Source organism: Kitasatospora fiedleri, assembly GCF_948472415.1.
GTDB lineage: Bacteria > Actinomycetota > Actinomycetes > Streptomycetales > Streptomycetaceae > Kitasatospora > Kitasatospora fiedleri.
Genome location: NZ_OX419519.1, coordinates 5,765,256 through 5,779,372, shown reverse-complemented (window position 1 = coordinate 5,779,372; position 14,117 = coordinate 5,765,256). Strand labels below are relative to the sequence as shown.

Annotated in this window: 12 protein-coding genes; 6 read left to right on the top strand and 6 right to left on the bottom strand. The window is 74.2% G+C overall.

What is annotated here, in order from left to right; genetic code table 11:
- Nucleotides 1-201: 201 nt before the first annotated feature.
- On the bottom strand, nt 202-2,892 hold the full coding sequence (locus QMQ26_RS26300) for an FHA domain-containing protein (RefSeq protein ID WP_282202896.1): 2,691 nt from the start codon (nt 2,890-2,892) through the stop codon (nt 202-204).
- A 334-nt stretch (nt 2,893-3,226) separates the two neighbouring features.
- Here QMQ26_RS26300 and serB point away from each other — a divergent pair, with 334 nt between their 5' ends.
- Complete coding sequence (gene serB, locus QMQ26_RS26295) at nt 3,227-4,489, top strand: phosphoserine phosphatase SerB (RefSeq protein ID WP_282202895.1); 1,263 nt, start codon at nt 3,227-3,229, stop codon at nt 4,487-4,489.
- Nucleotides 4,490-4,610: 121 nt separating this feature from the next.
- Here the strand turns inward: serB and QMQ26_RS26290 are convergent, their stop codons facing one another.
- The 3 genes from QMQ26_RS26290 to QMQ26_RS26280 all read right to left on the bottom strand — a co-directional run bounded on the left by QMQ26_RS26290 (nt 4,611) and on the right by QMQ26_RS26280 (nt 6,692).
- Nucleotides 4,611-5,138, bottom strand: coding sequence for a SixA phosphatase family protein (locus QMQ26_RS26290; RefSeq protein WP_282202894.1), 528 nt, complete (start codon nt 5,136-5,138; stop codon nt 4,611-4,613).
- 101 nt (nt 5,139-5,239) lie between these two features.
- The gene (locus QMQ26_RS26285) at nt 5,240-5,362 is read right to left on the bottom strand and encodes an SGM_5486 family transporter-associated protein (protein WP_255410667.1); all 123 of its coding nucleotides are present in this window, start codon (nt 5,360-5,362) and stop codon (nt 5,240-5,242) included.
- A gap of 10 nt (nt 5,363-5,372) precedes the next feature.
- Nucleotides 5,373-6,692, bottom strand: a complete 1,320-nt coding sequence (locus QMQ26_RS26280; protein ID WP_282202893.1) for an MFS transporter — start codon at nt 6,690-6,692, stop codon at nt 5,373-5,375.
- 94 nt (nt 6,693-6,786) lie between these two features.
- Between QMQ26_RS26280 and QMQ26_RS26275 the strand changes: the two genes are divergently transcribed.
- Entirely contained in the window at nt 6,787-7,458 is a 672-nt protein-coding gene (locus tag QMQ26_RS26275) for a FadR/GntR family transcriptional regulator (protein WP_100840133.1), read from the top strand.
- Between the two features lie 90 nt (nt 7,459-7,548).
- Here the strand turns inward: QMQ26_RS26275 and fabI are convergent, their stop codons facing one another.
- Together fabI and fabG are read right to left on the bottom strand one after the other, a co-directional pair.
- Nucleotides 7,549-8,316, bottom strand: a complete 768-nt coding sequence (gene fabI, locus QMQ26_RS26270; protein WP_100840134.1) for an enoyl-ACP reductase FabI — start codon at nt 8,314-8,316, stop codon at nt 7,549-7,551.
- A 2-nt stretch (nt 8,317-8,318) separates the two neighbouring features.
- Entirely contained in the window at nt 8,319-9,038 is a 720-nt protein-coding gene (gene fabG, locus QMQ26_RS26265; protein ID WP_100840135.1) for a 3-oxoacyl-[acyl-carrier-protein] reductase, read from the bottom strand.
- A gap of 253 nt (nt 9,039-9,291) precedes the next feature.
- Here fabG and QMQ26_RS26260 point away from each other — a divergent pair, with 253 nt between their 5' ends.
- The 4 genes from QMQ26_RS26260 (at nt 9,292) to QMQ26_RS26245 (ending at nt 14,060) form a co-directional block, all read left to right on the top strand.
- Nucleotides 9,292-10,422 (top strand): MBL fold metallo-hydrolase, encoded by a 1,131-nt coding sequence (locus tag QMQ26_RS26260; protein WP_282202892.1) that lies wholly within the window; start codon nt 9,292-9,294, stop codon nt 10,420-10,422.
- Nucleotides 10,423-10,558: 136 nt separating this feature from the next.
- On the top strand, nt 10,559-12,085 hold the full coding sequence (locus QMQ26_RS26255; protein ID WP_282202891.1) for a TldD/PmbA family protein: 1,527 nt from the start codon (nt 10,559-10,561) through the stop codon (nt 12,083-12,085).
- A complete protein-coding gene (locus QMQ26_RS26250; RefSeq protein WP_282202890.1) occupies nt 12,085-13,479 on the top strand; it encodes a metallopeptidase TldD-related protein in 1,395 nt (464 codons plus the stop codon). Before QMQ26_RS26255 ends, QMQ26_RS26250 begins: the two co-directional genes overlap by 1 nt.
- 32 nt (nt 13,480-13,511) lie before the next feature.
- Nucleotides 13,512-14,060, top strand: a complete 549-nt coding sequence (locus QMQ26_RS26245; RefSeq protein WP_282202889.1) for an RNA 2'-phosphotransferase — start codon at nt 13,512-13,514, stop codon at nt 14,058-14,060.
- Nucleotides 14,061-14,117 lie beyond the last annotated feature (57 nt).

The following is a 14,117-nucleotide window of genomic DNA, read 5'->3' as shown; positions in this document are numbered from 1 at the left end:
CCTTGCCGCCCGGACTGCCGGGCGTACGGCAGGATCGACCGCCGTACGGCGGCGATCTCCTGTCGCACCCCCCACGGTACCGGCCTGGCGCCGACCGCGTGGGGCGCGAAGGTCCCGGGGCCACGGGACGAAGGACCCGGGAACGGCGAAGGGCCCCCGGAGGGGCCCTTCGCGCGCGGTGCCGGAGCGGTGCCGGCGGGGTCAGCCGTTCTGCATGACCTCGGGTTCGTGGCGCTTCTGGAAGCGCTGGATGGCGAAGCCCAGGCCCACCGCGATCAGGGCCAGGACGAACCAGTTGAGGAACATGATGCCCGCCGAGTGGTCCCAGAGGGAGTCCAGCGGGGCGGTCTCCGGGGGCTTGGCCACGACCACCGGGGAGATGTGGGCGAGGTCGAGCGTGTTGCCGCTGGCGGCGACGCCCCAGCGGGCGGGCATCAGCCAGCCGAGCTGCTCCAGGCCGGGCTTGTCGAAGAGCTGGAAGATCGCGCCGGTGAAGACCATCTGGACGATGGCGAACATGACCAGCAGGGGCATGGTCTTCTCGGCGGTCTTGACCAGCGAGGAGATCGCCAGGCCGACCATCATGGAGGTGAAGCTGAGCAGGATCACGCCGACGGACATCTCGACCGCGGGCAGGTGCTTGAGGATCAGGCCCTCGGCGGGGAGGGTGCGGACCTTGAACGCGATCGCGGAGATGATGCCGCCCTGGAGGAAGCTGATCGCGCCGAGCACGATGAACTTCGAGGCCAGGTAGGCGGAGCGGGACAGGCCGGTGGCGCGCTCCCGCTCGTAGATCGCGCGTTCCTTGATGAGTTCGCGGACCGAGTTCGCCGAGCCGGACAGGCAGGCGGAGAACGCGACGACCATCAGGATCAGCCGGGCGACGTCGTTGCGGCCGTTGCCGCACGGGGCGAGGCCGCACTTGTCGGGGATGACGGCGGAGACCGCGCCGAGGACCAGCGGCAGCAGCAGGGACAGCGCGATGAAGCCCTTGTCGGAGGCGATCACCGCCAGGTAGCGGCGGATCAGCGTCCACAGCTGGGAGCCCCAGCTCTGCGGCTTGGGCGGGCGCAGCTGGTTGACCGCGTTGGGCTGCTGCACCTGGGAGACCGCGGCGTCCACGTTGGCCGAGTACTGCTGGTGGTGGACGGAGTTGCGGTAGCGGCCGGCCCAGTCGTGGTCGGGGTAGTTCTCGAACGCCTGGAAGACGTCGGCCCAGGTCTCGTAGCCGAAGAAGTGCAGCGCCTCGCCGGGCGGGCCGAAGTAGGCCACCGAGCCGCCGGGGGCCATCACCAGCAGCCGGTCGCAGAGCGCGAGTTCGGCGACCGAGTGGGTGACGACGAGGACGGTGCGGCCGTCGTCGGCCAGGCCGCGCAGGGTCTGCATGACCTCGCGGTCCATGCCCGGGTCGAGGCCGGAGGTGGGCTCGTCCAGGAAGATCAGCGAGGGCTTGGTGAGCAGCTCCAGGGCGACCGAGACGCGCTTCTGCTGGCCGCCGGAGAGCGCGGTGATCCGGTTGTCGGCGCGCTTGTCCAGGCGCAGTTCGTACAGCACCTCGTCGACCCGGCGCGCGCGCTCGGCGGCCTCGGTGTCGCCGGGGAAGCGCAGCTGGGCCGCGTACTTGAGTGCGGTGCGGACGGTGAGTTCCTTGTGCAGGATCTCGGACTGCGGGACGAGGCCGATCCGGGAGCGCAGTTCGGCGAACTGGCGGTACAGGTTGCGGCCGTCGTAGAGCACGTCGCCGCGGTCGGCGGGGCGGTAGCCGGTGAGGGCGCGCAGCAGGGTGGACTTGCCGGAGCCGGACGGGCCGATCACCGCGACCAGGGACTTCTCCGGGACGGAGAAGCTGACGTCGTCGAGCAGGACCTTCTTGCCGCCCTTGAAGTCGACCTCGACGGTCAGGTGGTGGGCGGAGAAGGAGACGGCGCCGTTGTCGACGAACTCCTGGAGCTGGTCGCCGACCAGCACGAAGGAGGAGTGGCCGACGGTGAGCCGGTCCTGCGGGCCCATCAGCTGGCGGCGGGTGGGCTGGCCGTTGAGGAAGATCCCGTTGTGGCTGCCGAGGTCGACGATCTCCCAGCGGCCGTCCGGGAGCTGGCGCAGCTCGGCGTGGTGGCGGGAGACCTGGAGGTCGGAGACCACGATGTCGTTGTCGAGCGCGCGGCCGATCCGGATGGTGCGGCCGCCGGCCAGGCTGCGGATCATCGTCGGGTGGCCGAGCCCGCCGACCGGGGCGCCCGGCTGCGGCTGTCCGCCCGGCTGCTGGGCGGGCGGCCCGGCCGGGACGTGCGGCTGCGCGGGCGGCGGCTCGGGGAACTGCTGCTGCACCGGGAAGGGCTGCCGGGCCGGCGGCTGCGGCGGCCGGACCTGCGGCGGGACGGGCGCGGGGGCCTGCTGCTGGGGGAAGCCGGGGCGCGGGGTGGGGGCGTCCCAGCCCTGCGGGATCGGCTGCTCGACCGGCGGCGGCCGGTGGCCCGGCGCGGCGGCCGGGCCGGGGCCGAACTGCGGCTGCTGGTAGGGGGCCTGGCCCGGCTGCGGGCCGGCGGCGCGGCTGGTGGCGGCCTCGTGGATGCCGCCGCCCTGCGGGCCGGGGGCGGCGACCGGCGCGGTGAAGGCGAGCCGGGGTCCGTTCTGGCCGTTGCCGAGGTGCACGACGGTGCCGGGGTGGACCGCGGCCCGGGCGACCCGGGCCCCGGCGACGAAGGTGCCGTTGGTGGAGCCGTGGTCGGCGAGCTGCCAGGTGGCGCCGTCGAAGCTCAGGGCGGCGTGCCGCCAGGAGACCCGGGCGTCGTCGAACGGGAAGTCCGAGGCCGGATCGCGGCCGATGGTGTAGGCGCGGCCGGGTTCCAGTACCCGCTGCCGGCCGTCGATTTCAAGTACGAGTTGCGGCAACTCTCCGCCCGCCCTGCTCTCCGGTCCCCCAGGATGTTGCATCTGACGGGGGAATCATTCCAGCCCGGCGGGCGTACTCGGAAGTCGGAACGGGCTTCTGTGACCGCTCGGCAACCAGGTCGGGGCGGTCCCGGGGCATCCGGCGGGCCGCCGGGGCGGGACCGGGAGGGGCACCGAAGGGACGCCGGGACGCCCCGGACCGGGTGCGGGTCGGGTGCGGGTCGGGTGCGGATGGAGCGCCGGGACGGGTGCCGGGCGGCGGGTCCGGCGGGCGTCCCACGAACCGGACGCCTGCGGTCGGGGCGCGGGCGGTCCGGGTAGCGTGGGGGGCACCATGAACGCAACTGATCCGGCCGCTCAGGCCCTTTCCGCCGCGCCGCCCGTGAGCACCGACGCCGAGCGCACGCTGCTGGTCAAGGTGTTCGGCAAGGACCGCCCCGGGCTCACCGCGGGCCTGTTCGACCGGCTCGCCGGTTTCGGCGTCGAGGTGATCGACATCGAGCAGGTGGTGACCCGTGGCCGGATAACGCTGTGCGCCCTGGTCACTCCCCCGGCCGCGCCGGGCGCGGAGGGCGCGCTGCGGGTGACCGTGCACCGCTGGGCGGAGGAGCACAAGCTCCAGGCCGAGGTCATCTCCGGCACCGGCGACAACCGTTCGCGCGGCGAGGGCCGCTCGCACGTGACGGTGCTCGGCAATCCGCTGACGGCGGCGGCGGTGGCGGCGCTGTCGGCCCGGGTGTCGGAGACCGGCGGCAACATCGACCGGGTCTTCCGGCTCGCCAAGTACCCGGTGACCGCAGTGGAGTTGACCATCTCGGGGGTGGCCACCGAGGAGCTGCGCGCGGTGCTGGCGGCGGAGGCCGCGGCCCAACGGGTGGACATCGCGGTGGTCCGGGCGGGCCTGTACCGGCGGGCCAAGCGCCTGGTGGTGATGGACGTGGACTCCACGCTGATCCAGGACGAGGTGATCGAGCTGTTCGCGGCCCACGCGGGCTGCGAGGAGCAGGTCGCCGAGGTGACCGCGCAGGCGATGCGCGGCGAGCTGGACTTCGCCGAGTCGCTGCGCGCCCGGGTGGCGCTGCTGGCCGGGCTGGACGCCGCGGTCACCGAGAAGGTCCGCGCCGAGGTCCGGCTGACCCCGGGCGCCCGGACGCTGATCCGCACCCTCAAGCGGCTCGGCTACCAGGTGGCGATCGTCTCCGGCGGGTTCACCCAGGTCACCGACCACCTGGTGGAGCGGCTGGGCCTGGACTTCGCCGCCGCCAACACCCTGGAGATCGCGGACGGGAAGTTCACCGGCCGGGTGACCGGCGAGATCGTCGACCGGGCGGGCAAGGCCCGCTGGCTGGCCCGGTTCGCCGAGCGGGCCGGGGTGCCGCTGGAGCAGACGGTGGCGATCGGCGACGGCGCCAACGACCTGGACATGCTGAACGCGGCCGGGCTGGGCGTCGCGTTCAACGCCAAGCCGGTGGTCCGCGAGCAGGCCGACACCGCCGTGAACGTGCCGTTCCTGGACACCGTGCTGTACCTGCTCGGGGTGACCCGCGAGGAGGTCGAGGCGGCCGACGAGCTGGACGGCACGCCCACCGAGGACTGACCTGGCACCGACGGCGCAGGGGCGGCACCCGCGTACGGGTGCCGCCCCTGCGCCGTCGCCGCTCGGTCCTGCGGTACGGAGGCCGCCCGGCACGAAGGTCGCCCGGCGCCAAGGCCGCCGCTCAGTCCTGCGGCATGAAGTACGAGTCGAGCCGGGCCACCCCGGGCTCGACCAGCTTCCACGGCCCGCCGAAGCTGAGCACGGCCACCGCGGCGGGCGGGAAGCCGTTCAGGCGCAGCCGGTTGAGCGCCTCGGTGTCGCCCTCGTCGCCGGCCAGCACCTGGGTGAGGCCGAGCACGCCGGGGTTGTGGCCGACCAGCAGCAGGTCGGCGTGCTCGTCGGGGGTCTCCTGGATGACCTCGATCAGCCGACCCGGCTGGGCCTCGTACACCCGGTCCTCGTAGGCCGTCTTCCGGGCACGCTTGGGCAGCTCGTGGGCGACCAGCTTCCAGGTCTCCCTGGTCCGCAGCGCGGTGGAGCACAGCACGTGGTCGGGGTTGACCCCGGAGTCGGCCAGCCAGCGGCCGGCCACGGTGGCCTGGCCGCGGCCGCGGTCGGCGAGCGGGCGGTCGTGGTCGTTGACCTGGTTGGGCCAGTCGGCCCGGGCATGGCGGAGGACGATGATCCTACGAGGGGTGTCGGCGCTCATACCCCTAGAGCTTCGCAGAAAACCGGCCTCCGGTCGCGCCGTCCGGAAAGCTGCCACCCCTGCGGGTGGCGGCGGCCGGGAGCGGCCGCCGGGCGGGCGGTTCAGCCCATCGCGTTGGCCACCGTCGCCACGATCGCGATCACCACCACGATGCCGGCGATCAGGCCGAGCATCTGCAGCAGCTTCTTCTGCCCGCCCTGCGGGTTCGGGTCGAGTACCGGCATGACGCCGAGCCTAGCCGACGGCCTCGTCCTCGATGTGCCGGGCCCGGGCCGCGCGCAGCCCGACCAGCATCTGCGGCACCAGCAGCAGGGCGAGCAGGCCCAGCGGCAGGTACCAGCGGCCGGTGCCCTGGTAGAGCGCGCCCATCAGGATCGGGCCCGGGATGGAGATCAGGTAGCCCAGGCTCTGCGCGAACGCCGACAGCTGGGTCACCCCGCCCGGGGTGCGGGCGCGCAGGCCGAGCATGGTCAGCGCCAGCGGGAACGCGCACATCGACAGGCCGACCAGGACCGCCCACAGCCACGGCACCGTACCGGCCGCGAGCATCAGCCCGAGGAAGCCGGCGATACCGCACAGCCCGAGCACCACCACGTACAGCCGCTGGTCGCCGCGCCGGGCGGCCAGGTTCGGCAGCAGGAAGGAGACCGGCACGCTGACCGCCATCACCAGGGCCAGCAGCACGCCGGACGCCGACTCCGACACCCCGGCGTCGTGGTAGATCTTCGGCAGCCAGCCCATCGCGCTGTACGCGCTGGTCGACTGCAGGCCGAAGAACGCGGCCAGCGCCCACGCGGTGCGGCTGCGCAGGATCGGCAGCTTGACGTGCGCGGCCGCCGGGGCCGCCGACGCCGTGCCGGCCTTCTCCCGGCGCAGGAACAGCACCACCAGCCAGACCGCCAGCGCGGCCACCGCGAGCAGGCCCCACACGCCCAGGCCGAGCCGCCAGCTGCCGCCCATCGCGTCGGTCAGCGGGACGGTGGTGGCCGCGGCGAGCGAGGTGCCCACCGACAGCGCCATCGAGTACAGGCCGATCATCGGCGCCACCCGGTCCGGGAAGTGGCGCTTGATCACCACCGGGATCAGCACGTTGGCCAGCGCCACCCCGGCCAGCGCCAGTGCGGTCAGCAGCAGGAAGACCACGGCGGAGCCGGTGAACGAGCGGGCCAGCACGCCCGCCGCGATCGCGGCCATGGCGGCCGTCACCACCGCGACCGGGCCCGCCCGGCGGGCCAGGCCGGGCGCGCAGACGCCCAGCACCGCGAAGCACAGCGGCGGCACGGCGGCCAGCAGCCCGGCCGTCGTGGCGCTCATCCCCAGGCCGTCGCGGACCGGGTCGAGCAGCGCGCCGAGGCTGGTCACCACGGGGCGCAGGTTCACCGCGGCGGCGGCCACCGCGACGGCGAGCAGGACGGCGGCGCCGTCGCGCACGGCCGTCCCGGCGGGCGGAACGGTGGTCGGACCAGCGGGCGGAGCGGCGGTCGGGCCAGCGGGCGGAGCGGCGGGCGGACGGCTCCCGGTCTCGGTGGCGGAGGGGTCTGCTGCGGTAGACATGGCGCAATCATAGAATCATGGGATGACTTACCGCACCCCGGTATCCTGATGACCTGGCCCGCCGGATGACCTGGCCCACAGAAGGAGCACGACCTTGGCGCTGTCGACCACCCGTCGCACCCCGCTCTCCGACCAGGTGATCGCCCAGCTCCGGGCCCAGATCACCTCCGGCGAGTGGCCGGTCGGCTCCCGCATCCCCACCGAGGCGGAGCTCGTCGACCAGCTCGGCGTCGCCCGCAACACCGTCCGCGAGGCCGTCCGCGCCCTCGCCCACAACGGGCTGCTCGACATCCGCCAGGGCTCCGGCACCTACGTCCTGGCCACCAGCGAGCTCGCGGGCGTGCTGCACCGCCGCTTCGCCGACGCCGACCAGGACCAGGTCGCCGAGCTGCGCGCCACCCTGGAGACCTCCGCCGCCGGCTTCGCGGCCCTCCGCCGCACCCCGCGCGACCTCGAACTCCTCGACGCCGCGCTGGCCCGCCGCGACGCCGCCTGGAACTCCGGCGTCCCCGAGGACTTCATCCAGACCGACGCCGCCTTCCACCAGGCCGTGGTCGCCGCCGCCCACAACGACGTGCTGGCCGCCGTCTACGCCGACCTCGGCGAGGTCCTGCGCGCCCACCTGCGCCACGACGTCGGCCCCGACCTGCTCCCGCACCGCTGGGTCCCGCACACCGCGATCCTCGACGCCATCCGGGCCGGCGACCCCGAGCGGGCCGCCGACGAGGCGGGCCGCGCCATCGGCTTCTGCAAGGAGAACCCCTAGCCCAGCGGCCCTCGGGAGCGCGAACGGGCGCGGCCGCGTCCCCGGGGGGAACGGCCGCGCCCGCGCGCGGAGCAGCTCGGAACGGGGTGCTCAGGCGCCGATCGCGTGCAGCCCGCCGTCGACGTGGATGATCTCGCCGGTGGTCTTCGGGAACCAGTCGCTGAGCAGGGCGACGACGCCGCGGCCGGCCGGCTCCGGGTCGGAGAGGTCCCACTTGAGCGGGGAGCGGGTGTCCCAGGTCGCGGCGAGGTCCGGGAAGCCGGGGATCGACTTCGCGGCCATCGACCCGATCGGGCCGGCCGAGATCAGGTTGCAGCGGATGTCGCGCGCGCCCAGGTAGCGGGCGAGGTACCGGTTGGTGGACTCCAGGGCGGCCTTCGCCGGGCCCATCCAGTCGTACTGCGGCCAGGCGAACTGCGCGTCGAAGGTCAGGCCGACCACCGAGCCGCCGTCCTGCATGAGCGGGAGCAGCGCCGTGGTGAGCGACTTGAGCGAGTACGCGGAGACCTGCATCGCGGTGGCGACCGACTCCCACGGGGTGTCGAGGAAGTTGCCGCCGAGGGCGTCCTGCGGCGCGAAGCCGATCGAGTGGACGACGCCGTCGAGGGTGGGCAGGTGCTCGCGGACCTGGTCGGCGATGCCGGCCAGCTGCTCCGCGCTGGAGACGTCGAGCTCCAGGACCTTGACCGGCCGGGGCAGCTTCTTGGCGATGCGCTCGGTGAGGCTGGGCCGGGGGAAGGCGGTGAGGATGATCTCGGCGCCCTGCTCCTGGGCGAGCCGCGCGGTGTGGAAGGCGATGGAGGACTCCATCAGCACACCGGTGATCAGGATGCGCTTGCCTTCGAGAATTCCAGTCATGGTCAGTGGCCCATGCCCAATCCGCCGTCGACGGGAACGACGGCTCCGGTGATGTACGCGGCCTCGTCGGAGGCCAGGAACCGCACGGCCGAGGCGATCTCGGCGGGGGCGGCGTAGCGGCCCAGGGGGACGTCGGAGACGATCTCCTTGCGGCGCTCCTCGCTGAGCACGGCGGTCATGTCGGTGTCGACGAAGCCGGGCGCCACCACGTTGACGGTGATGCTGCGGGAGCCGAGCTCGCGGGCGAGGGAGCGGGCGAAGCCGACCAGGCCGGCCTTGGAGGCGGCGTAGTTGACCTGCCCGGCGGAGCCGCTGAGGCCGACCACCGAGGAGATCAGCACGACCCGGCCCTTGCGGGCGCGCAGCATCTTGGCGGCGGCGCGCTTGACCACCCGGAAGGTGCCGGTGAGGTTGGTGTCCAGGACGGAGGTGAAGTCCTCCTCGGACATGCGCAGCAGCAGGGTGTCCTTGGTGATGCCGGCGTTGGCGACCAGGACCTCGACCGGGCCGTGCGCGGCCTCGATCTCGGTGAAGGCGGCGTCGACCTGCTCGGCGTCGGTGATGTCGGCGCGGACGGCGAGGACGTCGTACTTGGCGAGCTCCGCCGGGACCTCGCCGTTGCGGCTGGTGATGGCGACCTTGTCGCCCGCCTCGGCGAAGCTCTGGGCGATCGCCAGACCGATGCCCCGGTTGCCTCCGGTGACCAGTACCGAGCGGCTCAAGGGTCCACCTCTCTCTCGATGTGCGTCGGCAGTGCACGCGCGACCGCGCGCAGTTCACCAGCGACGCTATCGGTAGGGTGCGATCCCGGGCGAAGCCGCCTCCGACAGGGGCGTCCGGTGAGAACTGTCGTATCCCCACAACGGGGCGGCGGGGGTCGCCGGGAACGCCGCACGGGCGGCGGGCGTTGCCCCGAAGGTGTTCCGGAGAGTCCGGGGCGCCGATTCCGGGCGAGCCGAACGGAGCGGACGCGAGATGAGTGGTGCACACCCTGGCCGGACGGGCCGCCGCAGGCTGGCGGCGCTGGCGGCGCTGGCCCTGGCGGGTGCGGCGGCGTGGGCGTTGCGCGAGGTACCGGCCCAGTTCGGGCGCCGGCCGAGCAGGGCGGACCCGCGGCTGCGGGCCTCCCCGCAGTACCGCGACGGGGTGTTCCACAACGCGCCCTCCGAGGTGTCGGCCGGGGCGCCGGGCCGGCCGGACGCGGCGACGCTGCGCCGGATGCTGTTCGAGAAGGAGGGCCGGGTGCCGGCCGCGCCGGTGCCGCTGGCGGTGCCGGAGGTCTCCGACGGGTCGGCCGGGGGCGTCGCGGTGACGTGGTTCGGGCACGCCTCGGCGCTGCTGGAGCTGGACGACTGCCGGGTGCTGGTGGACCCGATCTGGTCGGACCGCTGCTCGCCCTCGCAGCTGACCGGCCCGAAGCGGCTGCACCCGGTGCCGGTGGAGCTGGCCGAGCTGCCGCAGGTGGACGCGGTGCTGATCTCGCACGACCACTACGACCACCTGGACATGGCGACGGTGCGCCGCCTGGTGGAGCTGCAGTCGGCGCCGTTCGCGGTGCCGCTGGGCATCGGCGGCCACCTGCGCCGCTGGGGCGTGCCGGAGCACCGGATCATCGAGCTGGACTGGGACGAGACCTGCACGCTCGGCGAGTTGACGCTGACGCTGACGGCCGCGCACCACTTCTCCGGCCGCAGCCTGGCCCGGAACACCACGCTGTGGGGCTCCTGGGTGGCGGCCGGCCCGCGGCACAAGGTGTTCTTCACCGGGGACTCCGGCTACTTCGAGGGCTTCGCCCGGATCGGCGAGCAGCACGGCCCGTTCGACGCGGCGCTGATGGCGGTCGGCGCCTACGACCCGGCCTGGGCGGACATCCACCTGAACCCGGAGGAGGCGGTGCGGGCGCACCTGGAGCTGCGCGGCGGGCTGCTGCTGCCGATCCACTGGTGCACCTTCAACCTGGCGCCGCACCCCTGGGCGGAGCCGGTGGAGCGGCTGCTGGCGGAGGCCAAGGCGCACGGCGTCCCGCTGGCGGTGCCGCGCCCGGGGCAGCGGGTGGAGGTGGCCAACCCGCCGGAGCTGGACGGCTGGTGGGAGGCCCTGGCATAGCGCGGACCTGACGGGGCATCAGGGTGGCGCGGCGGATATTTGCTGGCCGTACGCCCTGCGGCCGGGGATGATGCGAGCGGGTGCGCCCTCGGCCGGGGGCGGCCCGCCGCGCCCGACCCTCGACCCAGGGAGCCCGATGCCGCCCTCCGCGCTCGATCCTCAGTTCCTCTCCTACCCGTTGCGCCCGCTGGCCGACGCGGCCCTGTCCCGGGCCCGGCGGCTGGGGGTGACGCACGCCGACTTCCGCCTGGAGCGGGTGCGTTCGGCGTCCTGGCGGCTGCGGGACGCCCGCCCGGCCGGCTCGTCGGACACGGTGCAGCTGGGCTTCGCCGTCCGCGTCCTGCTGGACGGCGCCTGGGGCTTCGCGGCGGGCGTCGACCTGACGCCGGAGGCGGCCGCGGCGGTGGCCGAGCAGGCGGTGGCGGTGGCCCGGCTGGCGGGCGGGATCAGCCGCGCGGCGGGCTCCGGCGAGCGGGTGGAGCTGGCCCCGGAGCCGGTGTACCCGGACGTCGAGTGGGTCTCCGCGTACGAGGTGAACCCGTTCGAGGTGCCGGACGCGGAGAAGACCGGCCTGCTGGCCGAGTGGTCGTCCCGGCTGCTGGCCGCCGACGGCGTGTCGCACGTGTCGGCCGCGGTGCTGACGGTGCAGGAGAACAAGTTCTACGCGGACACCGCGGGCACCGTGACGACCCAGCAGCGGGTGCGCCTGCACCCCTGGCTGGAGGCCACCAGCGTGGACGAGCGGACCGGCGCGTTCGACTCGATGCGCACCATCGCCCCGCCGGCCGGGCGCGGTTGGGAGTACCTGCGCGGCACCGGCTGGGACTGGGACGCCGAACTGGCCGAGCTGCCCGGGCTGCTGGCCGAGAAGATGCGCGCGCCGAGCGTCGCCGCCGGCCGCTACGACCTGGTGATCGACCCGTCCAACCTGTGGCTGACCATCCACGAGTCGATCGGCCACGCCACCGAGCTGGACCGCGCGCTGGGCTACGAGGCCGCCTACGCGGGCACCTCCTTCGCCACCTTCGACCGGCTCGGCAGCCTGAAGTACGGCTCCGAGCTGATGCACGTCACGGGCGACCGGACGGCCGAGCACGGCCTGGCCACCGTCGGCTACGACGACGAGGGCGTCGCCACCCAGTCCTGGGACCTGATCCGCGACGGCGTCCTGGTCGGCTACCAGCTCGACCGCCCGATGGCGGGGCTCAAGGGCTTCGCGCGCTCCAACGGCTGCGCCTACGCCGACTCCCCGGCGCACGTGCCGGTGCAGCGGATGGCCAACGTCTCGCTCCAGCCGGCCGCCGGCGGGCCGGACACCGCGGGCCTGGTCTCCCAGGTGGAGAACGGGCTGTACATCGTCGGGGACCGCTCGTGGTCGATCGACATGCAGCGGTACAATTTTCAGTTCACCGGCCAGCGCGCCTACGCCATCCGCGACGGCGAACTCGCGGGCCAGGTCAAGGACTTCGCCTACCAGGCCACCACCACCGACTTCTGGGGCTCGATGAGCGCCGTCGGCGGCCCGCAGACGTACGTGCTCGGCGGGGCCTTCAACTGCGGCAAGGCCCAGCCGGGCCAGGTCGCCGCGGTCAGCCACGGCTGCCCGTCCGCGCTGTTCCGCCAGGTCAACGTGCTCAACACCCAGCAGGAGGCGGGTCACTGATGTCCCTCACGCACCCCCACGAGCTGGTGGAACGCGCCCTCGAACTCTCCCGGGCGGACGGCTGCGTGGTGATCGCCGACGAGGAGTCCACCGCCAACCTGCGCTGGGCCGGCAACGGCCTGACCACCAACGGCGTCACCCGCGGCCGCCGCCTCACCGTGGTCTCCACCGTGGCCGGCGCCACCGGCACCGCCTCCGGCGTGGTCGCCCAGGAGGCCGTCACGCTCGACGAGGTCGAGCGGCTGGTGCGCGCCGCCGAGGCCGCCGCCCGGGCCGCCGGACCCGCCGAGGACGCCCAGCCGCTGATCGCGGGCCGCGCGGCCGACCCGCGCTTCACCGAGGCCCCGGAGGCCACCGACATCGGCGTGTTCGCCGACTTCGCCCCGGCCCTCGGCGAGGCGTTCGCCCGGGCCCGCGCGGGCGGCGAGCTGCTGTACGGCTTCGCCCGGCACGAGCGCACCACCTCCTACCTGGGCAGCTCCACCGGCCTGCGGCTGCGCCACGACCAGCCCACCGGCACCGTCGAGCTGAACGCCAAGACCACCGACCTGTCCGGCTCCGCCTGGGCCGGCGCCGCGACGCGGGACTTCACCGACGTCGACGTCACCGCCCTGCACACCGACCTGACCCGCCGCCTCGGCTGGGGCCGCAAGCGGATCGACCTGCCCGCCGGCCGGTACGAGACGCTGCTGCCGCCCTCGGCCGTCGCCGACCTGATGGTCTACCTCTCCTGGTCCTCCGGCGCGCGGGACGCGGCCGAGGGCCGCTCGGTCTTCTCCCGGCCCGGCGGGGGCACCAGGATCGGCGAGCGGCTCAGCCCGCTGCCGCTCACCCTGCGCTCCGACCCGGCGGAGCCCGGCCTGCAGGCCGCGCCGTTCGTGCTCGCGCACTCCTCGGGCGAGAACGACTCGGTCTTCGACAACGGCTTCCCGCTGGCCGCCACCGACTGGCTGCGCGAGGGCCGCCTCGCCAACCTGCTGTCCACCCGGCACTCCGCCGCCCTGGCCGGCCTGCCGCTCACCCCGCCGATCGACAACCTGGTCCTGGAGACCGCCGCCCCCGGCGCGCCGACCCTGGACGAGATGGTCGCCCGCACCGAGCGCGGCCTGCTGCTCACCTGCCTCTGGTACATCCGCGAGGTCGACCCGGCCACCCTGCTGCTCACCGGCCTCACCCGGGACGGCGTCTACCTGGTCGAGCACGGCGAGGTGGTCGGCGCGGTGAACAACTTCCGCTTCAACGAGTCCCCGGTCGACCTGCTCGGCCGGATCACCGAAGTGGGCCGCACCGAACGCTGCCTGCCCCGCGAGTGGGGCGACTGGTTCACCCGGGCCGCGATGCCGCCGGTCCGGGTGCGCGACTTCAACATGAGCTCGGTCAGCCAGGCGTCCTGAGCCTGCCGACCCGCACCCCAGGGGGGACCCCGATGGACGAGAAACGCACCGTGAAGGCGTCGAGGACGCTCTCCCGCATCCTGCGCCACGACCCGGGCGCCGTCGGGGTCACCCTGGACGCGGCGGGCTGGGTCGAGGTCGACGTCCTGCTCGCCGCGCTCGGCCGGCACGGCCGCCCGCTGAGCCGCGCCGAGCTGGACCACGTCGTCGCCACCAACGACAAGCGCCGCTTCGCCTACTCCGCGGACGGCCGCTCGATCCGGGCCAGCCAGGGCCACACCGTCGAGGTCGACCTCGGCCTGCCCGCCGCCGTCCCGCCGGACGTGCTCTTCCACGGCACCGCCGAGCGCACCCTGCGGTTCATCCTGGCCGAGGGCCTGCGCCCGATGTCCCGGCGGGACGTCCACCTCTCCGCCGACGCCGGGACGGCCGTCAAGGTCGGCTCCCGGCACGGCCGCCCCGTCGTCCTGGAGGTCGACGCGGCGGCGATGGCCCGGGACGGCCACGCGTTCCGGGTCTCCGCGAACGGCGTCTGGCTCACCGACGCGGTCCCCGTCGCGTACCTGCGCCGCACGCCCTGAGCCCCCGCCGCCCGCCGCGCCGGACCCGGGTGGGTCCGGTCGGCGTCAGCGGGGTTA